The organism is Candidatus Protochlamydia sp. R18 (genome assembly GCF_000648255.1).
GTDB lineage: Bacteria > Chlamydiota > Chlamydiia > Chlamydiales > Parachlamydiaceae > Protochlamydia > Protochlamydia amoebophila.
The window spans coordinates 12,968-39,236 of record NZ_BASL01000657.1 but is presented as its reverse complement, the minus strand read 5'-3'; the positions used below and the strand labels follow the sequence as shown (position 1 = coordinate 39,236).

The 26,269-nt window shown below is 35.4% G+C and carries 15 protein-coding genes, 1 pseudogene and 1 riboswitch; of the genes and pseudogenes, 8 read left to right on the top strand and 8 right to left on the bottom strand.

The window, feature by feature from the left end; all coding sequences use genetic code 11:
* A pseudogene (locus tag TY19_RS04060) lies at positions 1 to 217 on the bottom strand (IS982-like element ISPasp3 family transposase); the annotation flags it as partial.
* Positions 218 to 438: 221 nt separating this feature from the next.
* Here TY19_RS04060 and TY19_RS04055 point away from each other — a divergent pair.
* The 4 genes from TY19_RS04055 to TY19_RS04040 all read left to right on the top strand — a co-directional run bounded on the left by TY19_RS04055 (position 439) and on the right by TY19_RS04040 (position 7,467).
* On the top strand, positions 439 to 1,710 hold the full coding sequence (locus TY19_RS04055; protein ID WP_042280462.1) for a hypothetical protein: 1,272 nt from the start codon (positions 439 to 441) through the stop codon (positions 1,708 to 1,710).
* A gap of 247 nt (positions 1,711 to 1,957) precedes the next feature.
* A riboswitch (cobalamin riboswitch) is annotated at positions 1,958 to 2,180 on the top strand.
* Between the two features lie 194 nt (positions 2,181 to 2,374).
* Complete coding sequence (locus TY19_RS04050) at positions 2,375 to 3,346, top strand: ribonucleoside-diphosphate reductase small subunit (RefSeq protein ID WP_042280460.1); 972 nt, start codon at positions 2,375 to 2,377, stop codon at positions 3,344 to 3,346.
* Between the two features lie 11 nt (positions 3,347 to 3,357).
* Positions 3,358 to 5,679 carry a ribonucleoside-diphosphate reductase subunit alpha gene (locus TY19_RS04045; RefSeq protein WP_042280459.1) on the top strand — a complete coding sequence of 774 codons (2,322 nt, stop codon included), beginning with the start codon at positions 3,358 to 3,360 and terminating at the stop codon, positions 5,677 to 5,679.
* 420 nt (positions 5,680 to 6,099) lie between these two features.
* Positions 6,100 to 7,467, top strand: a complete 1,368-nt coding sequence (locus TY19_RS04040; RefSeq protein ID WP_042280457.1) for a hypothetical protein — start codon at positions 6,100 to 6,102, stop codon at positions 7,465 to 7,467.
* A 156-nt stretch (positions 7,468 to 7,623) separates the two neighbouring features.
* On the opposite strand, the gene TY19_RS04035 is transcribed toward TY19_RS04040, so the two are convergent.
* Complete coding sequence (locus TY19_RS04035; RefSeq protein ID WP_042280456.1) at positions 7,624 to 10,068, bottom strand: ADP-ribosyltransferase; 2,445 nt, start codon at positions 10,066 to 10,068, stop codon at positions 7,624 to 7,626.
* Positions 10,069 to 10,081: 13 nt separating this feature from the next.
* Positions 10,082 to 10,753: a tetratricopeptide repeat protein gene (locus tag TY19_RS04030; RefSeq protein ID WP_042280454.1), complete on the bottom strand. Its 672-nt coding sequence runs from the start codon at positions 10,751 to 10,753 to the stop codon at positions 10,082 to 10,084.
* A 1,212-nt stretch (positions 10,754 to 11,965) separates the two neighbouring features.
* Here TY19_RS04030 and TY19_RS04015 point away from each other — a divergent pair.
* A complete protein-coding gene (locus TY19_RS04015) occupies positions 11,966 to 12,313 on the top strand; it encodes an arsenate reductase family protein (RefSeq protein WP_042280449.1) in 348 nt (115 codons plus the stop codon).
* A gap of 197 nt (positions 12,314 to 12,510) precedes the next feature.
* The gene (locus TY19_RS04010) at positions 12,511 to 13,980 is read left to right on the top strand and encodes an Npt1/Npt2 family nucleotide transporter (RefSeq protein WP_042280447.1); all 1,470 of its coding nucleotides are present in this window, start codon (positions 12,511 to 12,513) and stop codon (positions 13,978 to 13,980) included.
* Between the two features lie 363 nt (positions 13,981 to 14,343).
* Here the strand turns inward: TY19_RS04010 and TY19_RS04005 are convergent, their stop codons facing one another.
* Positions 14,344 to 14,544: a hypothetical protein gene (locus TY19_RS04005; protein ID WP_042280446.1), complete on the bottom strand. Its 201-nt coding sequence runs from the start codon at positions 14,542 to 14,544 to the stop codon at positions 14,344 to 14,346.
* A 93-nt stretch (positions 14,545 to 14,637) separates the two neighbouring features.
* Entirely contained in the window at positions 14,638 to 20,055 is a 5,418-nt protein-coding gene (locus TY19_RS04000) for a hypothetical protein (protein WP_042280445.1), read from the bottom strand.
* 941 nt (positions 20,056 to 20,996) lie between these two features.
* Here TY19_RS04000 and TY19_RS03990 point away from each other — a divergent pair.
* Together TY19_RS03990 and TY19_RS03985 are read left to right on the top strand one after the other, a co-directional pair.
* Positions 20,997 to 21,563 (top strand): DNA-3-methyladenine glycosylase I, encoded by a 567-nt coding sequence (locus TY19_RS03990; RefSeq protein WP_042280443.1) that lies wholly within the window; start codon positions 20,997 to 20,999, stop codon positions 21,561 to 21,563.
* Positions 21,564 to 21,715: 152 nt separating this feature from the next.
* Entirely contained in the window at positions 21,716 to 22,321 is a 606-nt protein-coding gene (locus TY19_RS03985) for an NADPH-dependent FMN reductase (protein WP_052354764.1), read from the top strand.
* Between the two features lie 73 nt (positions 22,322 to 22,394).
* Here TY19_RS03985 and TY19_RS03980 read toward each other — a convergent pair whose 3' ends face one another.
* The 3 genes from TY19_RS03980 to TY19_RS03965 all read right to left on the bottom strand — a co-directional run bounded on the left by TY19_RS03980 (position 22,395) and on the right by TY19_RS03965 (position 26,094).
* Entirely contained in the window at positions 22,395 to 22,895 is a 501-nt protein-coding gene (locus tag TY19_RS03980; RefSeq protein ID WP_158383126.1) for a GNAT family N-acetyltransferase, read from the bottom strand.
* 45 nt (positions 22,896 to 22,940) lie between these two features.
* Positions 22,941 to 23,465 carry a DsbA family protein gene (locus tag TY19_RS03975; RefSeq protein ID WP_042280440.1) on the bottom strand — a complete coding sequence of 175 codons (525 nt, stop codon included), beginning with the start codon at positions 23,463 to 23,465 and terminating at the stop codon, positions 22,941 to 22,943.
* Positions 23,466 to 24,270: 805 nt separating this feature from the next.
* Positions 24,271 to 26,094 carry an ABC transporter ATP-binding protein gene (locus TY19_RS03965; RefSeq protein ID WP_042280436.1) on the bottom strand — a complete coding sequence of 608 codons (1,824 nt, stop codon included), beginning with the start codon at positions 26,092 to 26,094 and terminating at the stop codon, positions 24,271 to 24,273.
* Between the last annotated feature and the right edge of the window lie 175 nt (positions 26,095 to 26,269).

Genomic DNA, 26,269 nt, shown 5'->3' with positions numbered 1-26,269 from the left:
TATTTAATGCGCTCTTACTCAGTTTATTCATGATATATCTATGCTCAATAAGAAATTTTTGGGACGTTTCAATATTTCCGTAAAAAAATTTCATTCCTACTAAATTTATCAACATAATTTCCGCAGTAGACAGTTTTGTATTTGGCCAATCTTTGTATCCAATCGAAAGGATGTAGTCGTCTAAAAGGCAATAAAGTGCKATAATTTGTTCTTCCATGGCTTCAATCCTTGTTATTTGTTCCACAAAAACAATTTAAGGATTTGAGGCCTTTTTATTTACATCTAATTTTATTTTAACTTAGTTATTTGCAACTTACATTATATTATTAATTTATTTGATAAACTATTATTACAAATTTAATCAATTTTATATAATAATTTATTAAAATAAAATCATCAAAAAAATTTTGCAAGAAAAAAGGAAATAAGAAAAAGAATATGTGCATTCAAAATTATCCAACCTTTTTTAATTACTATAACCTTTTTCCTTCTGAAGCTCCAACTGAAAATCAGCGGCGAAGAGATAGGATTTCTTCTTTAGCAATTGGTATTTTAGCAGTGGGAATTATTCACACTGCTTGCGCCCTTGTTTATGTATTAAAACGGGCTTACAAATATTTAGTAAATTTTCATCAAACTACTTTTATTCCTTCTCAATATAGCCAAACTCATTTTGATCAACATTTGAATCTACCCTCAACATCAATACAGTTAGATGATAAGGCGCTAGCAGCCACATATCCAGTGATGAATGTTGCAATACAATCCACAGTTTCACCCATCCCACCTCCTTCTCACATTAATAGTATTTCAAAGACAGCTTTGGAAGATTTATCCCATTTGTTAGCTGAGAAATGGAATATTTCTCCTTTAGATAATATGTCAAAAGAAAAACGGGAAATTAATCGTAATAAACCTTTTATCGATTGGATTAGCGCTGAATATAAGTTTCCTCAAGCTTGCATCAGACAGAATTTAGAGGCTTTAATTCAAGAAGATAAGCCGATTCTTAAGCAGGCATTATTTTTAGGAATTAGAGGCGATGGAGATTGTACTTCACGTGTACTTTGCATTGGTTTAATGCTGCAGGCCATTTTGCAAAATAATCCCCTTGAGGATTTTCATACATTCTGTCAACATTTGCTGCGAGTTTTAAATTGGATGCAAGAGGAAACCAAAAAGTCTAATAGTGCTTTGCATTTACTTATCGGTCAACAAATTCAACAGCGTTTTCTTTCCAACTTTGTGAAATTAAGCCAGATTGTAGCTCATTGTACAAAAGAAAATATCAAAGAAAAAATTCTAGCTTGTTGTCAAAGTGAGACTTTTAATCGGGAAATGATTGTCTTCTTGAAAGCAGCTTCTGCTCTTTATTTAGTAACCCATTGGCAGATGTTGCCTGAATTTTGCTCTCATATCTTGTTAGGGGAAGTTTTTTCTTACAGTGAAACTGGGGATGAATTACAATATTTTCAGGATAAAATTCGTACAGACCAACCTAATAATCCTGCTTTATTTGGCAATCTGGCAGATGCTTATGCGATCGGTCAACTTTTTCAACAATCCATTGCTTGGATTCGAGTGGAAGAAAAAAGTACAGGAAGTTCCGAGCATCGCCCAATTATTTATTTTGATCAAAATGTGAAGCCTGAGCAAAAACCTTTTTATATTCTTAATCGACCAGGACACAGCGATTTATTATTGATCTAAATTTTTAGGTTATTGTCTTGCTAATCAAGTACTTTCCTGCCAATGATGAAAATTGATTGACTATTCTCTTCCATTATAGTAAAAATTTCGAGCATACAACATGTTGTGTTTTTAAAAACAAGATGTTGTTATTAACCGAAGTTTGAAATTTTTCGATCAAATTTTTTGATTCCTCTATGAAAAAATTTGCTTAGTTGCGAATCATTAATTTCCAAGAAGTCATCTAATTTCAAGAAATAAACTTTAAACTTAGGTTGTTAGATAAAGTGCCTTTAGTTACGGCTAAAGGAGAATAGGGAAACGGGTGCAAATCCCGTACGGTGACGCCGCTGTAACGAGTGACAAAGGTCTCTTCTTATCACCACTGCTTTTTTATCACGCAAGAGTCAAAATTTGCGTTTTTTAGCGGGAAGGTTAAGACCTAAGGATGATCTCGGAGTCAGAAGACCTGCTTTATCTTACTCATCCTCATTTAAGTCATAATAAAGCTTGAATGAACTGTCTCGTTAAAGACAGGATGGGAAAAAGCACGCAGCGCATTTTAGGTTTTTTCAACCTTTTTCATTTCTTGCACGCTCTTTTCCCTTTTGTCATTTTTTAATGTATCCATGCTATTTCAAAATAGCGATGGAACTGTATTGCTTTAATTTAAAAGGAATTTTTTATGCAGGTGATTGAACCTATATTGCGAGAAAATAAAGATCGTTTTGTTCTTTTCCCTATTAATCATGCCGAGATTTGGCAAATGTACAAAAAAGCAGAAGCAAGTTTTTGGACAGCAGAAGAAATTGATTTATCTTCTGATCTTTTAGATTGGGACCGTAAGCTTAACAACGATGAAAAATATTTCATCAAACACATACTAGCATTTTTTGCAGCCAGTGATGGAATTGTCAATGAAAATTTAGCCGTTAATTTCATGAGTGAGGTGCAATATCCGGAAGCGCGTTGTTTTTATGGTTTTCAAATTATGATGGAAAATATTCATTCAGAGGCATATTCATTGCTAATTGATACTTATATTAAAGATCCTACTGATAAAAATCGCCTCTTCAAAGCTTTAGAAACAATTCCATGCATCTCAAATAAGGCTGACTGGGCATTGAGATGGATTTCGCAAGGAAGTTTTAGTGAGCGTCTAGTCGCTTTTGCTGCTGTGGAAGGAATCTTTTTTTCAGGGAGTTTTTGTTCTATTTTTTGGCTTAAAAAACGAGGGTTAATGCCTGGATTAAGTTTTGCTAATGAACTAATTTCAAGAGATGAGGGGCTCCATTGTGATTTTGCTTGCCTGCTTTATTCTCAGCTTAATAATAAACTTCCTTTAGAAACGCTTCAGGCTATTATTTCGCATGCAGTGGCTATTGAAAAGGAATTTGTACAGGACGCACTTCCCGTCCGTTTGATTGGAATGAATGCCACTCTCATGTGTCAATATATTGAATTTGTTGCTGACCGTCTTTTGGTTGCACTTGGATCTCCTAAGTTGTACAACGTTGACAATCCATTTGATTTTATGGATCTGATTTCCATGCCGGGGAAAACAAATTTTTTCGAAAGGCGAGTATCAGAATATCAAAAATCAGGAGTGATGTCGACGAAAGAAAATCATGTATTTACCATTCACGAAGATTTTTAAGGGAGTAAATCATGTTTGTTACTAAACGAGACGGACGTAAACAAGAAGTTAAATTTGATAAAATTACAGCTCGCATTCTCAAACTTTGCTATGGGCTAGATTCAGTGCATATCGATCCAGTTTTGATAGCGATGAAAGTGATAGAAGGGTTATTTGATGGAGTTACAACAAGTGAATTAGACAATTTAGCTGCCGAAGTGGCAGCTTCATTAACTGTAAAGCATCCTGACTATGCTTTACTCGCTTCACGGATTGCTATTTCCAATCTACAAAAGAACACTAATAAATCATTTGCACGTACGATCGGTGAACTTTACCATTATATCGATCCTAAAACAGGGAAGAAAGCCTCTTTAATTGCTGAGGATGTGTATGAAATCGTGCAAAATCATGCCGAAATTTTAGATGCAACAATGATTTATGATCGTGATTTTGGTTACGACTATTTTGGTTTTAAGACGCTAGAGCGTTCTTATTTATTGAAAATTAATGGAAAAGTCATCGAAAGGCCTCAACATCTGCTCATGAGAGTATCCATTGGAATTCATAAAAATGATATTTCTGCAGCCATTGAAACGTATCATTGGATGAGTGAGCGTTGGTTTACCCATGCTACACCTACTTTATTTAATGCCGGGACACCTTATCCACAAATGTCTTCTTGTTTTTTGATGCAAGTAAAAGAAGATAGTATTGAAGGAATTTTTGACACGTTAAAAGCATGTGCAAAAATTTCTCAAGCGGCAGGGGGAATCGGCTTAAGTATTCATAATATCCGTGCAACAGGCTCTTATATTCGAGGAACGGGGGGGATTTCTAATGGAATTATTCCTATGCTCCGCGTGTATAATGATACGGCACGCTATATTGATCAAGGAGGAGGAAAACGGAAAGGATCGTTTGCCATTTATCTTGAACCTTGGCATGCCGATATCTATGCTTTTTTAGATTTAAGAAAGAATCACGGAAAAGAAGAATTACGAGCACGCGATCTTTTTACAGCTCTTTGGATTCCAGATCTTTTTATGAAACGGGTAGAAGAAGATGGTGTTTGGTCGCTTTTTTGTCCTAATGAAGCCCCCAATCTTCATGAATGTTGGGGAGAAGAATTTGAACATCTTTATTGTCTTTATGAACAAGAGGGAAAAGCTCGAGAGGTAATTAAAGCACAAGATTTATGGTTTAAAATTTTGGAATCTCAAATTGAAACAGGAAACCCTTACATGCTTTTCAAGGATGCCTGTAATTCTAAATCTAACCAAAAGCATTTAGGAACAATTAAGTTAAGCAATTTGTGTACAGAAATTATAGAGTACACTTCACCCCATGAAGCGGCTGTTTGTAATTTAGCCTCCATTGCTTTACCACGGTTCATTATTAACGGACATTTTGATCATCAAAAACTTTTTGAGGTTACGCAAGTGATCACAAGAAATTTAGATAAAATTATTGATGAAAATAGCTATCCTATCGTGGAAGCGCAAACTTCAAACTTGCTTCATAGGCCGATAGGAATTGGAGTGCAAGGGCTTGCAGATGCTTTCATCTTGCTAAGAATGCCTTTTGATTCAAAAGAGGCGCGAGCGTTAAATCAAGCCATTTTTGAAACTACTTACTTTGGAGCTTTGACAGCCTCTAAAGATTTAGCTAAAAAAAAAGGAACATATCCTAGCTATGAAGGATCACCGATTTCTAAGGGAATTTTACAATATGAAATGTGGAATGTCAAACCTAGCTCAAATTGGGATTGGAAAGCATTAAAAACTGAAATAGCTGTTCACGGAATACGCAATTCTTTACTTGTGGCGCTCATGCCGACTGCCTCGACTTCACAAATTTTAGGAAATAATGAGTGTTTTGAACCTTATACCTCAAACTTATATACACGGCGTGTTTTATCGGGAGAATTTATTGTTGTGAACAAGCATTTGATGCGGGATCTTGTGAAAAGAGAGTTGTGGAACGAAGAGATGAAACAACGTATTTTAGCTGCTAACGGGTCTATTCAAGGGATCGAAGAAATTCCATCTGAAATTAAAGAGTTATACAAAACTGTTTGGGAAATTAAGCAAAAAGCTTTGATAGATATGGCTGCTGATAGAGGACCTTTTATTTGTCAGTCTCAATCGTTAAACTTATTTGTCGAAAGCCCAACTTTTGCAAAGCTCTCTTCTATGCATTTTTATGCCTGGAAAAAAGGATTAAAAACAGGTATGTATTATTTGAGAATTAAAGCTGCTGCGGAAGCAATAAAATTTACCGTTAATCAAAACTATGAGCAGCCGCAACAAGAAATTGCTTGTTCTTTGGATTGCCTCAGCTGTAGTGGCTAACATTTGTCTCGTATGGCTAAACACTGTCATTTTAAGGGAAAGTAGCTAATTAATCGGCTATTTCCACTTAAAATGACAAGCGTTTCAACTTAATCCTAATCATTTTTAGGTTTGCCAAGATCCTGAGATAACTGTAATAGAGGGCGAAACTATACTTAGAAAGAGGCAAATTGTTTCCTATTATTTGAAGTAGTTTTAACTAGTTTGACGCAAAATATTTTTGAAAATTAAATACTATACTTATTCTTAAAATCTAAATAGAATTGCATTTTTATTATTAATAGAGTAAAATGAGAATCGAATTCATATATAAATATTGATTTTTTGCAATATTACATTTATTGCTAGCACATTTTCTTATTAAATTTTTTGCTAAAAGTTTATTAATCTTTAAAATTTTTATAACAAAGAGACTAAGCGATGAACTCTTTAATCAACTATTTGCCTTCACGAGTAGCAAACCAAGTTACTTCAGCAACAACGGATGAAGAACTTTTTAGTTATTTTTTAGATAATGAAGATGCAGCGAGTTCGCAAAATAATAATTTTACTGATTTAGTTAAATTTTTTCATCAAATTCCCAAGAATGCGTTAGAGTCACACATTAAATTGACAGAATTAATGGTGGCCGAATTTAATTCTGTTTATAGCAGCGAAAAAATCTCTACTGAAACGTCTGAAGACATTCGCCAAATTTTTAAACAAAACTTCAGTTGGTTTGAGCAGCACACCATTTTCAAAATACTCAACCCCAATGCAAGAGTGGTAATTAATGATCAAGCGATTCTTGTGAATAAATTGAAGATTTGTGCGCAATCAGAATTTTTAGCAAAAATGGATTTAAATTCCAGTACAACTGCTGTGGGAGAGTTGAAGCTAGATCTTCCTCATCCAGAGGCAGGGCGCAAAATAGTGAAAGCGCTTCAAACGGGTGTTTTCAAAAATACAAAAAAAGTTGAGAAAGCCCGAAATCTTGTTTTAGAAGCAAATGATTTAGAGATTTGCCCTTCCATTCAAGAAAAAATTGAAGATAATTTCATTGAGTTGCTCGATAAAAATACATTATTAGAATTTTATCTTTTTACCAAGCAGCATCAGATAGCGACGCTAGAAAAGTCTTGCTTACAATTGATATCTTCTTTAAGTGTTTCAGATTTAGTCAAGTTCTGGGATTCCCTCGATTCTATACAAACTGATGGACTTGATTTGTCAGAAATTCGCCAAACTTGTATCGATGCTTCAGTAAATCTAGCCATAGATTTAATAAAAAAGAAAGGTCTGCTGAAAGGATTTCGAGCAAAAATTAAAATAAGTTGCTTGAAACCTATCCTTCAGCATTGTGTGAAAATTATAGGCAATCGCAAAGTTTGTGAATTAAACAATGATCAGTTGATAAAGTTATTTAAGCTCGTATCTCGAGATTTTTATGAGTTTGAGGTGGATCAAGCCAAAATTCAATCTTTGAGTCCATTTACCAATCTTGTTAACCTTTCACGCTTAACCCTTACAAATGCTCCCAAATTTTATAGTTTAGGAGGAGCTTCAAAATTGACGCATATTAAGCATTTAAATTTAAGTGGTTGCCTAGCATTAGAAAGTATTGGAGAAGTAGGCACTTCTTTTAAGCAGTTGAAAACGATTGACCTAACGGGGTGTGTTCTTTTAAAAAATCTGGCGGTTTTAGAAAATTGTCCAAACCTAGGGAAGGTGATTATTAAAAATGCGGAGTTGGAGACCATACAATCCTTACGCCACATGTTTAACCGTTGTCATATCGTGACTGCATAAGTTAAGAAGCTAAGATCTTAAGAGAGCGTAAACGGGTTTTCTCTTAAAAATCTTAGCATCTGTCAAAGGTTAAGCTTTAAGTAAGTTTTTAGCTCCTAAATGGAATAGAAATTTAGACAGAAATTAAAGTAAAGTTCACAAATGCGCAATGCCAATTTAATCTTCTTTGAGTTTTAAAGTAACGTTGTTTTTATCCACATCCTCAACAATATACTCAATTCCCGGAAGAATAAGTATTTCGTTTTCACCAGGCCATGCAGAATAACGACCTACATCTTTTGCACCTTTTGTACTTGTGTAAGTTAAGTTCCACGCACCTTTCACATTCGACTTAAGAGTTGTACTGACAAAAGCAAAATCTTTAAAAACTTTGTTTTTTATGAATGTTTGTTGTCCCCAAAGAGGGTTATCTGAAGGTTCCGTAAAAATAGATCGTTCTAGATAAACAGGATTTTCCTCTGATTGAAAATCAGGAAGCTTCAACATTCCTTTCAATGCATCAGAAACATAAGCTGCTAACCCAGGATCCTCTATTTTGCCTTCTTTTGCTTTTCTCATCGCAGGATTAATGGTGGCATAATCACCGGTCGTATATCCATATAAAGCAACACGTTGACGAGAAGTGAGTCCATGAACATTTTTTTCTTCTGGAAGATTTGCATGGCTTTGAGCAAGAAATGAAATAAATTTTAAAGGGCCCATATATTGAAACATGGGATTTTGGTGATATTTGTGGATTGCTTGAATAATTCTTTCTGGATTGGATGCCAGTAGCCCTTGTAGCAACATCAAACGTTTAGCGAGTTCTTTATCGTTTGCCTCTACGATTTTCTCCAGTGTTCCATATTTTGAAGTAAGCCCTTTTAGTTGACTATTTAAAGAAAAGATCATTTCAAAATAATTTTTCGTAGTAGTAGGACCAAACTTGTCTTCTATTTCTTGAAGAATTGGACTTTTGGTGGGAATAAACTCATACCAGCCTAATTCCTCTATTCCATAATCTTTCACAAGGGCCATTCGAGAAAAAAGGGCTTCAGCAGCAATGGCGTTATCTTTATTTACACCCTCGTGATGTAAATATTCAGCGACAGCCAAAAACAAGTCAGCACAGCTAATCTTTTGATCTGCTAGCTGAATGAGCATGTTTTCGTTATCACCAAGCATCATGATAGCACCAAAATGCAAACGATCTAAACATAAATGAGCAATCAAAGGTTGGATCCATGCAGGTGAATCAGCTAACCGTTTAACAACCTCTTTTAATTCCATTTCTTCTGAGATACCAGATTGCTCAAATAGTAGCTTCATCCCTGCTTTACACTCTTCAGGGCCTTGTCTTTCAACCCATCCGCTTAAATCTTTTCTTGTCTCTGCGAATTTCTTCAATTCAACAGAAGTTTTTTGTTTTAAAGTAGTGCAAAATGTAGAAAACTCTTTAAAAAGATCGTTATTCCAATCTTGTGGTTGGTAGCCTGTATCAAAGCAACTAGCTTTTAAAAGATGATTAGAAGAAGGAACTTTCTTTGGAGTTGTTTTATGTACAGCTTGTGTCATCTTTAATAAATTCTTTCTCGTCATTTCATCTTTTTTGAGATAATTAGGATCAAGTTTTTGACCGTTGGGGACAATGAGGTATAAAGAATTGGGATGTGATTGCAGGCAAAAGCGCACCACGGTGCTAATCGTTGTGGAAAAACCAATGTAGAGCTTATTAATATCCCCAGCGTTGCTCTGTGCTTCTTCCTCTTTAGAATTTGTAGTTTTCATATTGCCAATGACTTCCATTGCAATAATGGCTTTGATTAAATCTGGATCTTGTAAAAATTTTGTAAATTCAGGATTAGATAATAACATACGATTAAGAGTTTCTTTTCCTAAAAGGTTAATGTTCTTTACAGAATAGTGTTCTCTCATCATCTCATTTAGCTTAATAAGCGTTTTTTTTTGTTTTTTAAATTGCTTAATAGCTTGTTTTGGATTTTCCTTATAATATTGAGCTAAAATGTCTAGTTTTGCTTGATAGTCGTTTTTTTGGGGATCTGCTCCCATATGGGCAAGGATCAATTTTTCATTATTTGCAGTTTTTTTGCTTGCTTTTATGTCAATTGTGGCTTCAGTAAAGACCTGGCCAAGGATACTTTGGGATGATTCTGGAGTAAGTGCATGTGAAGACAAGAAATAGTTTGTTTGAATTTGAATTTCAGCTAGTGCAAATAAGGTCTCATAAGTTAACACAATTTCTGCCTCAAATGAGTCATTATCTATTGGATTCTTGAGAAGAATTTCTTTTAAATCATTGAAATTTAATTCTATTCCTAGATCTTGTGAATTCACATCTATAAATAATTTTTCTAATAACTCATAAGCTTCTTCTGGAGAAAAATCTCTTGGAATTAATGGTAAATGTTCTGCTGCGATGCGAAATATTAAGGGATGCAAATATTCTGCTTCATCATAATCTGGCACGGTGCTAAGTATATTTTCAAGGTTTCTATGTGGAGATATTTCCTCGAAATCAGACTCATCGATGAAGGATGTATAGGGAAATGCACCCAATGACAAAGACGATACGTGCTGGCTACCACTTACATCTTGTTGCATGTTTTTCTCCCAATTACATGAGTTTTTTTTTATTTTTCATTTGCTGAATCTTTCGCTCTAATTTCTGCTTTAGAGCTTGTAAAGATATAGCTTGATTTGCGGAGAGTTTGGAGCTGTCTCGAAGCTGTTTATCAATATTTTCGAATCGTAGTAAAGCTTCCTGATCATAGCCTAGTTCTAGCCAACATTCTATTTCGAGAAGGCTAGAAAACAGATCATTTTTATCAAGATCGTGCGCAGTTTTAAAGCTGCGAATCGCACGTTCATAATTTCCACAATTCTGTTCCGATGACCCTAAGCAAAACCAATAAGTTGGAATTAAGGGTTTTAGCATAGCTAATACAGTAAAAATGGCGGCACTTGTTTGAAAATGATCCGTTTCAAGATGCCGTTTACCAATGGCAAAAATGGCATGATGGTTTACCTTGGAAGGAGGGATGGTTGTGCCAAATATTTGCTCTGTCGAATTAACATTCATGAAATCTTCATTTTCATCTATTAAAACTTCTATGCCTGTTTTAATTCTTTCTTTGAACCAGCTCAATTCGATGATTTGAGCATAGTAATTGCGGCGAGCTTCTAATTGACTCGCAATAGGAAAAGGCGAGTTGAGATTTACACCGTCATCTTGTTTCATTAACTCGTCTATTAAACTTTCATTAATTAATGTGGTATCTCTATTCATAATTAAACTTTTATTAAAAAGTGTTTATATAATTAATTATAAAATTAAAACTAATTTAAAAAATATAATATTAATGAAAATTAAAATATAAATTAATATTATTAAATTTAAATGACTTATTTTTAATTAATTAAAACTAAAAATAATTATGATTTTAAATAGAGATGGATAGAAGAAACTCAAAATTAATATTAGAAACTAGGTGAATTTATTATATAAATAGCTTTCTAGTAACAAAAATTTATTGGAAAGCAATAGTCCTAACTGAGGGTGATTCAAAATGGTACGGTTACTTTTCGGTATTTTTTTGAATAGCAAAGCTTCGGTTGGTTTGACAAAGAAAAGGATAAATAAAAAAACGAATTTGTTGTTTTCTTGGATATGAAGAAAATAATTTCAGTGAAAGAAATCTCTTGGATTGCCAAGATCACGCCTATCTATGAGCCAGTCCCTCAAAATTAATCGTTGCTAATACCATACGTGTGGGAAAAAAAGAGTTCAAATTTTTTTCTTTTCTCAACCAATTTTGCATTAGGATGAAAGGGTGATTTTCATTCCTATTGCTAGCCTTATATAGATATTCCTTTAACAGATAAGAAAATGAGTAAATAGGGCCATTGAAACGTTTCATGAAATTCTTAGAGCTAAAAACTCATTCGTTAACGCTTTCACAAATTCTGAAAACTACTTTGCTAGTAGAGGATTTTTCTAAGCATGCGCACACGGGTATATTCGTTGTATTCGATCCAAATAATCTAGAGTATAAAAATAATGCAAATCAAGCCATAAAAGATGTAAGGAAGATTTTTTAATCATAAATAGATTAATCAAATATTTACTTTCTGTTGACGTATTCATAGGACGAAATATATCATGATCATTAAAAAACCTTTTTAATTCAGATTATGCTCGAAAAAATAGGCCAGAGCACTTTAATTCAGATGGTTTTACAATGAATTACTTGCGCAACGCAAAGCTGCGTAGCAGAACCTGATGTTAGTTTTGCTCTGAAGAGAAAAACTAATTTTTGAACTTGTTCATTCGCAGGCATGAAAAATTTCGACCCTCGGATTGGATGGCCTAAGAGTAATCCTTAGAAACCTTTGCCTGTAGCCAAGAGTGTAGTTCGCTTTTGAGTTTGTGATTGATTAGTCATTCATGATTAAGAAAGTTTTTAATATATTAAAAAAATGAATGAGTAAAGTTTAACTTATGATAATTTATATTTATTCCAAATGTTCAACCTGCCAACAAGCCATCCGTTTTTTGAAGCAAAAGAAACTCTCTTTTACTTGCAAAGAAATTCTTGAGCAAGCTCCTTCTCTGCAAGAGATACAAACAATGTTCCATTATCAAAACGGAAATTTAAAAAAGTTATTCAACACGTCGGGAAAACTTTATCGAGAATTACAAATCGCAGAAAAAATGCCCTCTCTTACTGAGGAAGATGCTTTGCTTCTTTTATCGCAGTATGGAATGCTTGTGAAACGACCATTTGTTTTAGGAGAAGGATTTGGGTTAATAGGATTTAAAGAAGAGGAGTGGAACAATTATTTATAAGATGAGGGATTCGTAAACCAATAAAAAAAGGCGAATACAGTAGTTGTGTTGCCTAGTTGCTTATAAATAAGAAATACCGTAATATATTGATGATTTGCGAACGATAAAAAAAATAAATTTATTGTTATTGCATTTCACTTAAATTCACTCTCAAACAACTTTTTCTTTTGCGAAATTTTTTGCAAAAAAAAAAGTCCATGAAAAATCAACAAAATTCTGTATCTTCTACCTTATTAATTTTAAAAAAGCGTAGTTTGATCCTATTTCAATTTTTTCTAATTATCATTGTTTATCATACATTAAAAGATCTCAAAGATACGATTGTTATCACAGCAAGTGATGCAGGTGCAGAGATCATTCCTTTTATTAAAATTTGGGGAATGCTTCCTCTTGCCATTTGTGCTAGTTATTTTTTTGCTAAATTTTATAATAAATTTGGAAGAGAAAAAACATTTTATATTTTTAGCTCTTTCTTACTAGTTAACTATCTTTTCTTTGCTTTTGTATTATATCCATTCCGCAAGTTTTTTTATTTAGAAAATGTTGCAGATTATTTACATATCATTTTACCTGTTGGAGCGAAAGGGTTTGTTGCCATGGTAAGCTATTGGCATTACACTCTATTTTATTTAACGGCAGAATTATGGTCGATGCTCATTCTATCTATCCTTTTTTGGGGTTATGTGAGTGATACGACTTCTTTAGTAGAAGCCAAAAAATTTTACCCCCTCTGTATGTTCGTTGGAAATATGGCAGGAATTATTTCCGGTCAGCTCTCTCATTTCTTATGTCAACATTTGTCTGATTTCATGTCATGGGAAAGAATCCTGCAATGGATGATTGGTATTGTCTGTGTTTGCGGCCTTTTAATTATGATTATTAATAGACGGCTGGCTCTTACAACGGATTTTTCGGCAATTAAACAAAAAGAAAAAAAACAAATAGCTCCCTCTTCTTTCAAAGATAATGTTATGGATGTTTTAAGAACAGGTCCCTTACTTTGTATAGCTGTATTGGTGGTGGGATTTGGACTGACAACGAATCTAATTGAAGTTATTTGGAAAGAAAATATTAGGCAACTACACCCGACACCTCAAGCCTACAATGCTTATATTAATCAATTGACTTCTTTAATTGGGACTGGCGCTGTCTGTATAGCCTTGTTATCAAGCTGGATTTTTAGAAAGTTTACTTGGACACAAATTGCCCTCACAACGCCTTTGTGTTTATTAATCACAAGCTCTGCTTTTTTTTCATCGCTTCTTATGCCTAAAGAGCTGTTAGCGGAAGTTGCTTCTTTTTTTCAGTTTTCCCCAACTCAATTGATAGTGACACTAGGATCTATTTGCTACGTTTTTAGCATGTCTGCGAAGTACACAATTTTTGATACTAGTAAAGAAATAGCTTTTCTTTCTATTGAAAAAGAAAAAAGAACGTATGCTAAATCTGTAATTGATAGCATTGGCTCTCGTTTGGGAAAATCTGGTGCTTCTTGTTTTTATCAATTTCTTCTTATTGCCTTTGGAATTGCTTCCGAACATATTTTATTAATTGGAATTGTATCCATTATAATGATTGGAATTTCGATTTTTGCTACGAAAAAATTGGGTGGGCAGCTGTCTGGAAAAAATGAAAATCATCGCTTTATAGAAGCTTCCCATGGATAATCAATTACCGCGCAAAGTGGGTAGGTAATAAATAGTAAAAAATCAATTTCGCTGTCTGTAGAAACAATTAAATGATTTTTTTATAGATCCACTATTGGGGAATTAGAGGAAAAAAAGAATGGAAGAAAAATGCACTTTATGTCCGAAACAATAGTGGATATAACGGGTTCTACAAAAGAAATAGCGTTATTTATCAAGAAAATGCGTTGCGTCCCTTTTTCAACGACATTATTGGAAAGCAAATCAACTTAAAAAAGTGCATCCTTATTTTTTAGTGTTAAAGAGACAAAAGAGAAGGCTACCAATAAAAGCTTGCAAATTCAAAAAGCAAAAGTCGGAAACTTAAGTAAAGTATTTCTATTATCAAGCATACGAACTCTGAATTACCTCAAGATGTATTATATACCTTTGTTCTTCGTTGTGAATTTTTTCTAATTCTTCTCTAATTAAAATCATTATCTCAAGATCCCATTCTAAGTATTTTTTCTGCTCTAGGTAATCTTTAAGCTTTGTTTCTATTTCCTGAATATTTTGTTTTAATCTTTGTTTATCCTTTTTTTCCAACTCTCACTACTGCTGCAGGTTTTATAGAAAATTGAGCTTCAAATCTTCTAAAACCAAATAGCGGCTTAACTTCTTCTTCAGCTGGCAGATTTACTACGTCATGTATATACTATTCTGAATTAAATTAAAGTTACACCAGAACCTCTTAAGAGCGGTATTAGAAGCAAGAACCTTAGCAAGAACTTTTATTCCTTTATCGCTGGTTTGGTTACCATTAAGAAAGAGTGTATTAAGAGTAGTATTGGAAGCAAGAGCGCGCGCAAGGGCTTCCATGCCTTTATCACTGATTTGGTTTCCGTTAAGAGAAAGTTCCATAAGAGCTGTATTGGAAGCAAGAGTCTGAGCAAGCGCTTCCATGCCTTTATCACTGATTTGGTTTCCGTTAAGAGAGAGTCCCATAAGAACTGTATTGGAAGCAAGAGTCTGAGCAAGCGCTTCCATGCCTTTATCACTGATTTGGTTTCCGTTAAGAGAGAGTCCCATAAGAACTGTATTGGAAGCAAGAACCTTAGCAAGAACTTTTATTCCTTTATTGCTGATTTGGTTACCATTAAGAAAGAGTGTCTTCAGAGCCGTATTGAAAGGAAGAGCGCGAGCAAGGGCTTCCATGCCTTTATCACTGATTTGGTTTTCGTTAAGAGAAAGTTCCATAAGAGCTGTATTGGAAGCAAGAGTCTGAGCAATTACCTCTGCTCCCTTATCGCTTATTTGGTTACTACTAAGGTCAAGCTTCTTAAGAGCGGTATTAGAAGCAAGAGCTTGAGCAATTACTTCTGCTCCCTTATCGCTTATTCGGTTATTGTTGAGATGGAGTTCTCTAAGAGCCGTATTGGAAGCAAGAACCTGAGCAAAGGCTACCGATCCCTCATCGCTTATTTTATTACTGTTAAGATAGATTATTTTAAGAGTAGTATTGGAAGCAAGAGCTTGAGCAATTACTTTTGCTCCCTTATCGCTTATTTGGTTATTTCCAATGTGAATTAATTCAAGGGCAGGGTTAGAAGCAAGAACGGGAGCAAGAGCTTGTGCTCCCTTATCGCTTATTTGGTTACTACTAAGGTCAAGCTTCTTAAGAGCGGTATTAGAAGTAAGAGCTTGAGCAATTACTTTTGCTCCCTTATTGCTTATTTCGTTATATTCAAGGTTTAGAAACTTAAGGGTAGTATTGGAAGCAAGAGCCTGAGCAAAATTCACTGCTCCTTCGTATCCTATTTTGTTAAACCTAAAGATGAGTGATTCAAGAGCAGTATTAGAAGCAAGAGCGAGAGCAAAATCCACTGCTCCTTCACAGTTTATTTTGTTAGCACTAAGGTTGAGTTCTTTAAGAGTAGTATTAGAAGCAAGAATCCGAACAAAAGCTCGCAATCCCTTATCGCTTATTTGATTATCACAAAGGCTGAGTATCTTAAGGGTAGTATTGTAAGCAAGTCCATTAGCAATAACTTCCGCTTCCTTATCGCTTATTCCCATGTCAAAAAAGTCAAGCCAGTTGAGCTTAGGATCATTCATATAAATTCGAATTAATAGTGTGGGGTCAATTTTTGGATTTTTTATTTTTTTTAAAATTCTCCCCACTCCTTCTTTTGTGGCCGTCTCTAAATTTAAAGCCGGACAACTTGTAAAGCTTCCTTTGAGATATGGGGTACTTGTTTTGAAAAAAAGCGTTTTTAAATGGGGATTTTTATCGGCTTTTAGAGTATGCAAAAGAGGAGCATCTAAATAAATCGAGGCAAGTGCTACACACCTCTTAAGTTGTAATTCTTCTAATTTGGCAAACTGCAAATAGGTTGGTGCAAGGGGAAAGCGTGGTTTTTCAAACGCGCGCAGCTGCGCGCAACGGTTTAAATAAAGTTGTTTAAGGTTAGGGGAGCGCTTTTCGATTTCCTGAATGGCCTCTTCTTTAATGAGTGGGCAGCCACTTACATTTAAATAGGTAAGGTCCTTATGCAAAAAAGGTTTTAACGTGGCATGATCTAAAACAGCACAGTTCATCAACGTCACCTTGTGCGGTTTAAAATTTTTATTTTTCATTAAAAAGATTAAGGCATTTAACACAAGACGTTGCCTTTCGCGATCAGGTGCTTTCCCTTTGACGCGATCAGGTATTTTCCTTTTGACCATCTCTTTAAAATCAGCTTCAATCCACTCTTCTTCTTGGTTTTCGCCAAACAGAACATAGGAAGCGCATCGATTTAAGGTAAACGCAAAAAGCTCGCTTTGGGCTTTTTCGGGAGAGTATTCTTCGCGCTGTTGAATTTCTTCAAACGTCGGGGGCTTGCCAAAGCTGGCTGCGTCGGCTTGGGCGGAAGTGAGAGAAATGTCTACTTGGCGGTCGATGGCGTTTTGTAATCTTTGTTTGGGCGTTAAACTGCTCGCGACGGCTTGTTTATATTTGGGATATACCCAGCGGTCCAAGGTTTGCATTTGACTGCCCCGTAAGGAGACGAGATAGGATAAAAGATCGAGAGGGGTGAGGTTCTTCTTTGCTTTTAAGGCTTGACGCAAGCCGTCTTGCAGATGGTAAAATTGCACGAGTACATTTGTCACTGTGCCGCTGCGCAAAAGAAGCGTTCCCTTAAAGCGATCTTCCAAATCTTCCTCATATAAACGTTTTTCCTCTTCTGGGGTAAAGAGCTGAAGAGTGCGGTAGCTTTCATCTTTTTGGATTAAATCCTCGAGCCAACTATTGAGGATGAGGTTGGGCTTCAAATGAATAAAAGCCTCTAACACTTCAGGGTCTAAATGGTATTTAGCATCCAGGCAAAAAAGAGCGGAAGAAAACTGCACTTTATGTCCGAAATAATAGTGAATGACAGCTTCGACAAAAGAAATATCATTATCGACGCAGAAAATGCGTCGTGTCCCTTCTTCAACGACGTAGTTGGGAAACCGCCCATCGCCTGGACGGGTCAATAAGGCGCACAGACAAGCCCAGGTCAGTTGCTTGACATCTAGCTGGTTGGCGTTTTCTAACGTTTGCCCCTGAATGGTTTTGGAAATTAAGACGGGATAGATCCGTTTTTTTCCTTTGATGTCGACCTCGAAGCGGGCTAGCTGCGTCGGAGGGCTTAAGTGCCCCGCAATGCGTGCCGTCAGCGCATGGATAGCATATTCCAGCAAAGGATGGGTTGGTTTTTGTTTAAAGTGCAGCTGGTAGCCGCCATAGGAGGCACTCGCCACGGGGTGAGCGCTATTTTTGTATTGTCGTTTGAGATTGCCCGTTACTTCTAAGATTTGTTCACACATGGCCTGGTTGAGATACCGAGCATGTGGCACTGCCGGGCAGCGGATCTTGACTTGGAAGGGATTGTCTGGATCCGGTTGGCCAGTCGTCATGGTGAGAATTGCTTGTTGAAATTGTTCTTCTTCTAAGCGCTGGCTTTGCCTAACCCCATTGGGATTGGGGATAGAGGCCAGATGGGCGCTTAAGGCAGCCAAGTTTCCCTCTTCCGGATAGCTATTCAAAACATTAAGATAGATTTCTCTTAAAGGTTCTGCAAAGGTCATGTGTGACAGTCTTTGGTAGTAAGCTTCATGCCAAAGCCAAGCCTGATCCGGATCAAGCGCGTTAGCTCGTTGCCTGGAAACGAGATGATGCACGAAATGCGTCATCCAGGGTTTGAGATTTTCTACTTCACCAGGTTGCAACTCCTCGTCATAATACGTTCCTTGAAAAAGGTCAATATATTGAAAATCGGAGTCCAGTTTAGAGATGCCATGCTTTAATTTGCGGTAAAGAGGGCGCAGCACAAGCCAATAAACCTTTTCAAAGATCTCTCTTTCACTACCCAGCTCTTCTAGGCTAACCTCTTCTTTTTGTTCTTTATGCTTAAAATGGAGACCCACTCTTTTTAGATAAACGGCTGCGACCGCTTCTTGCAATAAGAAGCCACTTTCAGATGTAAGGTATTTCTCTTTCACGAGATTGTCGATAAGATCGAGTGTATTGGATCCTTCAATGTCAAAATAAAGCGATAAATCATTTAAAAAATGATTGAGCAGCTCCGAGTAATGTTTTTTTAGATCAATGACCTGGCCTTGAAAAGGATCATGCCACATCTCTTCATATGTCTCTAGTCGATCTGTCAGCAGCTGCAAAGCCTGGCTCTTGCGTCTGATTTCTTTTGTTTGTGGCAACTTTTTATCGAGATAAGCGCTCATTTTCTTTTGATAACTGTCACAGAGTTCTAGGCCATTTTGGTGAAAGGAAATGGTCTTGCGCAACGTATTACTATGCGAATTAGAAGGATATTCTTCCATTTTTTGCATCTGAGCCAATCCATCGGGTGTGTTGATAAGATCAATGTCGATGGCTGGGTTGCCGCCGGAGTCGATATGCAAACCGGAGCGGTGTTTAACCCCAATGCAAGTAAAAACGGGTAATCCTTTTGCGGGATCTTCTCCTAAGCCTATTATTTGTAGTTCTAACAGGCGAGCTAATTTTACAAAGTAGGATCGATGCTCTATCTTTTCAATGAGAATGCACCATTCTAAATCGGAGTAGGGACAGATCTCTTCTTTGGCTAGAGATCCCATTGCTCGCAAATCGTACGAACACGGAGGATCTCCTAAAATGGCAATGGCATCATCAATTAAAGCATGCAATAACTTAATCAAGTCCGTCGAAACTTTTTTTTTAAAAGCACGTACCTCTTCAATCGTAAATTTTTGCAGGTCGATTGTCTGATACAACGCGCGAAAATTTTCGCGATAAGACTTTAATTTCTCTCGATATGTAGTTGTGATAAAACAATCAGCGGGAAGAGGGTCACTTGTTAAGTAATGGCGCATTGTTTCATCTAGGTTACGTAGCCCACTTGACTCTATTCGTTCTAGCCCCCGTGTCCTTAACGTATGCGAAACAACTGTACGCACTTGTTTATAGAATAATTTAATCAAAGCATGCTTTTCACCCTCGCAGCAGATCGGTTCAAAGCGCGTTTCAAGATTGGTGACGAGTTGTATCACTTGCTGGCTATCGTTTTTCCCCACTGCTAGTTCTAAGCGTTGCTTAAAAACGGCGAGGGAAGTTAAAGCAACTTTAAAAAGGCGCGAAGCTAAGCGTTGAAGGTCTGCGGAAGTCTCTGAAATGATCTGAGCCTTTCCTACATAGTGAATGGCATCCATGAAATATTTAAATTGTCTATCCTCTTGCTTTTCTTGTTTTCCTTTTTTGTAGTGCCACTTGGCCAGTTCGCTAGCTAATCGCTGTTGATCTTCTGCAAAACACGGATCTACCGCTAAATTGAGCAAGAGACGTATGCTTTCTTCTATCTCTTGAGGTGCCTCAATAATAGGAATAAGTGTGAAGAGGCACTCAAAAGCCTTTTTCAGCACTTCTCTTTCAATATGAGATGGCAAATAGGCCATGAAAACGTTAAAATTTTCGATAGCTTTAGGGTATTTGTTCTCTGTAATCGCTACTGTAATCGCATCAAGACTAGCTAAATATCGGAATATTGCTGGTTGTTCACTAAAAGGTTGGGGCGAGATAGGATGAGTACTTTGCATGACTTGGTGGCTATCCTTTGGTTTAACAAAAATTCACGTTGAAAAGATACTATCAAAAAAAATAACTCAATCAATTTAAAATTTAAAAAAATACTATAAAAGTTAACCAAAGATATGGATATCCAAAAAGCGGTATGACAAATTTTTTTATGGCGCATAGGGATATTCTTTGTTTCGCATCTCTACCTTTAGGTAGCAACGATCCTAACATTTGCCATTAATGGATAGATTTCAATAAATGTTCAAGCTCATCCTAAGTTAATTCTTTTTTTTAAAATTTATTGAGCGCTATAGGTTGCTTATAATAAATTAAAAAAGTTTTAGTTTACAAAATGTGTTATTTGTAAATTTTGGAACTTAAAAAATTAAATTATTTTACGCAACGATAGTTTTAAAAAAGTTAAAATATATCAGATTTTAAAAAGGAAGAGGACTACATGCCTAAGGAAAATTTTTATGTAACCTATGAAATTTCTATGTAAAGATTCAATGGAAAATGCGTTTTCTTGTAACTTCAAGGCAAGAAAAAAAGAGGAAACGATAACTACAAACGATATGAATGCTACATTTATCAGATCTTGCATCAAAGAGAGCATTAAATTTCAAAACATTGTAGAGAGTATCATTGGCAAACAAAAAACAATACATTTTTTATGATTTGAACGTAAAATTATTCATAAACTTTGAAAAATTTGCCTAGGTTAAAATACGTCTATTATTAAATTCTTACTCAATGATTCGAATAAATTTATTCGAATCTATTAAGTTTAACTAATTAAAAATCTATTTCAAGGATTGAAAGAATAAATTAAGGGATAAATTTATTTAATTTAAATATGGGAACTAAATTAACTTATAAGTATGTTTTAACCCTAGATTGACAGGAAGAGTTTTCTTCGTTATTTTTATTCCACATCTTAATTTTTAATCAGGTCTTTTATATGCTTAAACGCTGTGATTGGGTGCAATTAAACAACCCTTTGTATGTTGCTTATCATGACGAAGAATGGGGAATTCCGGTTCATGATGATCATAAACACTTTGAATTTTTAATTTTAGAAGGAGCTCAAGCAGGATTAAGTTGGCAGACGGTTCTTCAACGACGTGAAAATTATCGGCAAGCCTTCGCCTCTTTCGATCCTCATATCGTTGCCACCTACGATGAGCAGAAAAAAAATGAGTTACTTTTGCATCCGGGCATTATTCGTAATCGATTAAAAATTGAGTCAACAATTGCAAACGCGAAATACTTTTTAAAGGTACAAGAAGAATTTGGAAGCTTTAATACCTATATTTGGCAATTTGTAAACGGAAAACCCATCCAGAATCAATGGGAAACGATTAGGCAGGTACCTGCGGAAACAAAAGAATCTTTAGCTCTTAGTAAAGATTTGAAAAAAAGGGGCTTTAAATTTGTTGGAGCAACAATCATGTATGCTCATATGCAAGCTTGTGGATTGGTTAATGATCACACAATAGATTGCTTTTGTCACCCATCTAAGCATTGAGCATTCAAGAAATCAATAAAAGTTTTTATCAAAGCATAAAAGTAAATTAATAGGTAAAAAAATCATATTAAGTAAATTTTTAATGTGACATTATTTTAATTCTCTGTAAATTGCTATGTCTAAAATATAAAATATTTAAATCGAGGTGAGTCATGTTAAAATGGATGTTATGCATAGGTTTAGTTTTAACTAGTCCTTTAGCAGCAGAATTGAAAGTTCTGGCATTCTCGGGAAGCACGCAAATAGATTCTCTGAATAAAAAGTTCGTGCACCAAGCGGCTAAAATAGCCGAAGAAATGGGAGCGAAGGTTCAAATCATTGATCTTCGCGATTATTCTATTCCATTTTATGATGGAGATTTAGAAAACGCGAAAGGTTTACCAGAAAATGCTAAAAAATTGCGTCAGCTGATGATGGAAAGCCAGGCAATTATTATTTCAACTCCAGAATATAATGGTTCTTTATCCGGTGTTCTAAAAAACGCCATTGACTGGGTAACACGAAACGAACAAGGGAAGCCATCTCGTGATGCTTTTGCCGGTAAGAAATTTGCTATTTTGAGTGCTTCTCCATCACCTAGTGGGGGTTCACATGCTCTTGATCATTTGCGTGCAGTGATTGAAGGTGTAGGGGGAAAAGTTGTGTCTGAACAAGTGGCTTTGTCAAATGCTCATCAAGCGTTTGATTCTCAAGGAAATTTGCAAGATCCTATTATAAAAGAAAAGCTTAAAAAAGAAATTCAAGAACTTCTTCATTAATTTGAATAAAATCTATGATTGCCACCAGATATTCTGGGGCAATTGTAGGTGTAGGTGATTGAGTTACTTATATTTAACTCTTTGTTGTCCCTACCAAATGATGCGTTAAATTTTTTTTCATTATGTAAAGTGCTTCCCGGCCACAAAGTACAGTTTGATAAAATTCAAAACCGACTTTTTCATAACAGCGAATAGCAGCATAATTATCATAACGAGGATCCACTAAACATTCTTGAAAGTAAGGTTGAACCTGTTGGGTTAAAAATTGTTCTAAAATAAGCTGCCCGAAACCTTGATAAAGGTAGGCGGGGTTTCCAATAAATAGATCTATTCCTGCTAATTTAGAAGCAAGTTTAGACAAATCAAGCTCTTCCCAGGGATAATCGCTAACAGAATACTTTTGGATATAACCTATTGGAATTTGTTTGTAATAAATGATGAAGGCAGCAATTTTATTGGCTTGTAGTCGATGAGGGTTATATTTTTTTCCAATTGCTTCAATTGTCCATTCTTGTTCCGATCCGTACCATTTTTTAATATGCGGGGTTTGAAACCAAGCATAAATTAATGGCACATGTTGGCTTTCTAAAAATTGAAAGTAAATCCTCATCGATTTATATCAGTTGACAGCGTTTTTTAGAGCGGACAATAAAGTATCATAAGATCGATCCCCATCATAACGTTCTTTATTGATAAAAAAACAAGGTGTTCCATTAACACCACTATCTAAACCGCTACAAAAATTTTCTTCAATACAAGAAATGAGAGAAGGATTTTGTAAGTTTTCATTAAACAATGTGATATTCAATTGAATTTCTTCGGCATAACTTGGAAAAGCTTCTAAAATTAAAGCATGGTGATGATGATAAAGACATTCATGCATCTGCCAAAATTTATTTTGCAATGCTGCCGCTTCTGCCGCTTGAGAAGCAATAAATGCTAATGGATGAGAGTTTTTAAGTGGGAAATGGCGAAATGCAAAACATAATTGTCCGCGCATTTCTTTTAAGAGTTGCTTGACAATGGGATGAGTTAAGGCGCATGTTTTGCACTGATAATCCCCGTATTCTACCAATACTACAGGTGCATTTAGATTGCCTAAAATATGATCTTTTTCAGAAATGGGTGTAGATAATTGAGGCATCAATGATCTCCTTTGATAGACAATTTTTTTTAAAGATTTTAAAATTTCCTCAGTTTCTAGGGTTAATATCGATTGGAGAAACGTCGCTTCAGAGAATAATTCCTTTTCCATTGATGACAAAAAGAGCTTTCTTAGATACTCCTTTTTTATTTCGAAATACTCTATGTGCCTTAAACATCCCTTTTTTGGCTCAAAATCTGACAATAATGGAAAACCTAATTTTTTTTGTGGAAAAAGGCTAAATGGGAACAAATTTCTCTATAACTTCCATTATATAACGTTAATTGATTGCTGCAGAGCAGGGCTTCAATTAGGGAGGATAAAGGGCAAAAATTTAAGAAGTTTTCTACAAATTCATAAAGAGGTAGTAAGTAATTAGGCCCTGTAAGGAGTTAAGGAAGGCACTTTTGTTCCAGCTTTTAGAGCAACCATATAAACCTCCTTGAATGAACAAGAAAGAACCTTACTTGAATTTTTTATTAAAAAAATGACTCTTTTTGAGAGTGTCTTTTTCATAACCATTTTGCCAAGGAAAACAAATGAGAGGCTTTGGACGAAGGAATTTTTATTCAATTAAAAGGTTTATTAGAAGAGATTATAGCTATGTTAAAACGTTATCGATTACTTGCTTAGTGGAAAGTTTAATTGAATATTTCACTTCAATGACACATGTGTTCATTCCTTAAAAAGAGGAAAACATTAAGAATGACAGATCAATTAATTTGTTTATCCATCGAAATTGAAACTATAGAAGGTTTGAAGGATTTAGAACGGGTTTTAATAACCTGAACAATTGTCCAAGTTATTAATAAACTGACGAATCTATTTCACTTTCTTCATCTTCTAGCTCATCGTAATTGTCTATTAAGAAGCCTCCTACTTGCATCTCCCACATATTCGCGTAATGTTGGTTCGCTTGAATAAGCTCTTCGTGGGTGCCATCTTCAATAATTTTTCCTTCTTTAAAAACTAGGATACGATCCATACCCGACAATGTTGATAAGCGATGAGCAATCACAAGACTTGTGTGATCCTTCATTAAAAATTCTAGTCCTTCTTGAATGTTTCTTTCTGTGACAGAATCTAAAGCTGAAGTGGCTTCGTCTAAAATTAAAATAGGAGCATTTTTTAAAATCGCGCGAGCAATTGCAATTCTTTGGCGTTGACCCCCAGATAATTTTGAGCCTCTTTCTCCGACGAGTGTCTGATATTTATCGGGAAGCTTCAAAATAAATTCATGGCAATGAGCTTGTTTAGAAGCTTCAATGACCTCTTCATCTGTTGCATCTGGTCTTGCATAACGAATATTATCTATTAATGAGCGATGAAAAAGAGTAGGGTCTTGTGGAATAATTGAGATTTGCTCCCTAAGTGAAGCTTGAGTGACTTTAGAAATGTCTTGATTATCGATGAGTATACGTCCGCTTTCAATATCGTAATTTCTTAGAATGAGATTGATAAAGGTTGTTTTACCCGATCCTGAAAATCCAACAAGACCTACCTTTTGGCCAGCTTCGATCGTAATATTCATGTTTTGAAAGAGGCTTTGTTGCTTTTGGTAACGAAATGTCACATTATCGAAGATAATTTTTCCTTGATGGATGGTAAGCTGCTCAGCAAGAGGGTTATCTATAATATCATGAGTATCTTGAATAACTGTTAAAGCTTGTTTGCAAATACCAATTTCTTTAAAAACTTGTGGGAGTTCTAAACCAGCTAACCAAGCCATGATAGTAATGTTCCATGTTGTATTAAAAATGAAAACAACTTCACCTGCGGAGAGTTCGCCTTGTTGCCAACTGTATAGCATGTACCAGTTGAGTGCGATGCAAGCACCCAAAAAACAAGCAATGCCTAAAGCAATTTTCATTTTCTCCATATAAAACAAAGATCGCCAATGTTTGTTTAACTCATCTTCTTGGAAAAAAGACAAATAACTAGCTTCGAATTGGCTTCTTGAAAATAAACGAATATTCGCATTATTCGATAAGCTATCAATAATTTTTCCTGAAAGAAGTGTTCGAGATTCTGCATGAGTGTTTGAATAATCATCACATTTTTTAGAGAAGGCAAGGCAGATTCCCATATGAATAATCACCCAACTAATTAAAATGAGGGCAAAGAATGGGTTGATAAATGCAAACATAGTTGTTGATATCATTAGAGCTAAGCAAGCAGGTAAAAAGAGTTGGACAATCAGTGTGAGAAGTCTAGTTAAACTTTGCGGCAAGTCAGCAATTTTATTTGCGATAGAACCAGCCATATGGCTACTGAAATATTGATGAGAATGATGCATCACATATTGGAACATACTCATTCTAATATCAGCTTCAATTTTAGGAACAATGTAAGCGATTATAAAGCCAGCTAAACGGAAAGAAATTTCAACGCCTAACCACAAGGAAATACCCATAATAATGGGTTTCGCTAGAGCGTGCCATACTTCAGCTTGTGGTCCAGCAAAATTAGTAATTGTATCGATTAATGTCATGATAACGTAAGGCCACAACGTATGGTCAAGTGACCATGCGAAACTGAATATTTGTGCAAATAGAAGCCATTTCCATTGCTTTTTTAAAAAAAACCAAAAAAAGGCCGGGAATGTTTTAGGCAAAGTCGCTTGTGGCATAACTGATAATTCTCCTGTGAACCTGAATTTTGGAAAAAACAAAAAAACAGGCTAATAAACAAATGATTGCTTGCGCTGCCTTTTTACTCTAAACGAAGGATATTTATCTCCCTACAAAAAAGTATCTACGATGCTCAAATTTACGTATGAATCCAAAATTCAGAATTTTAACTAA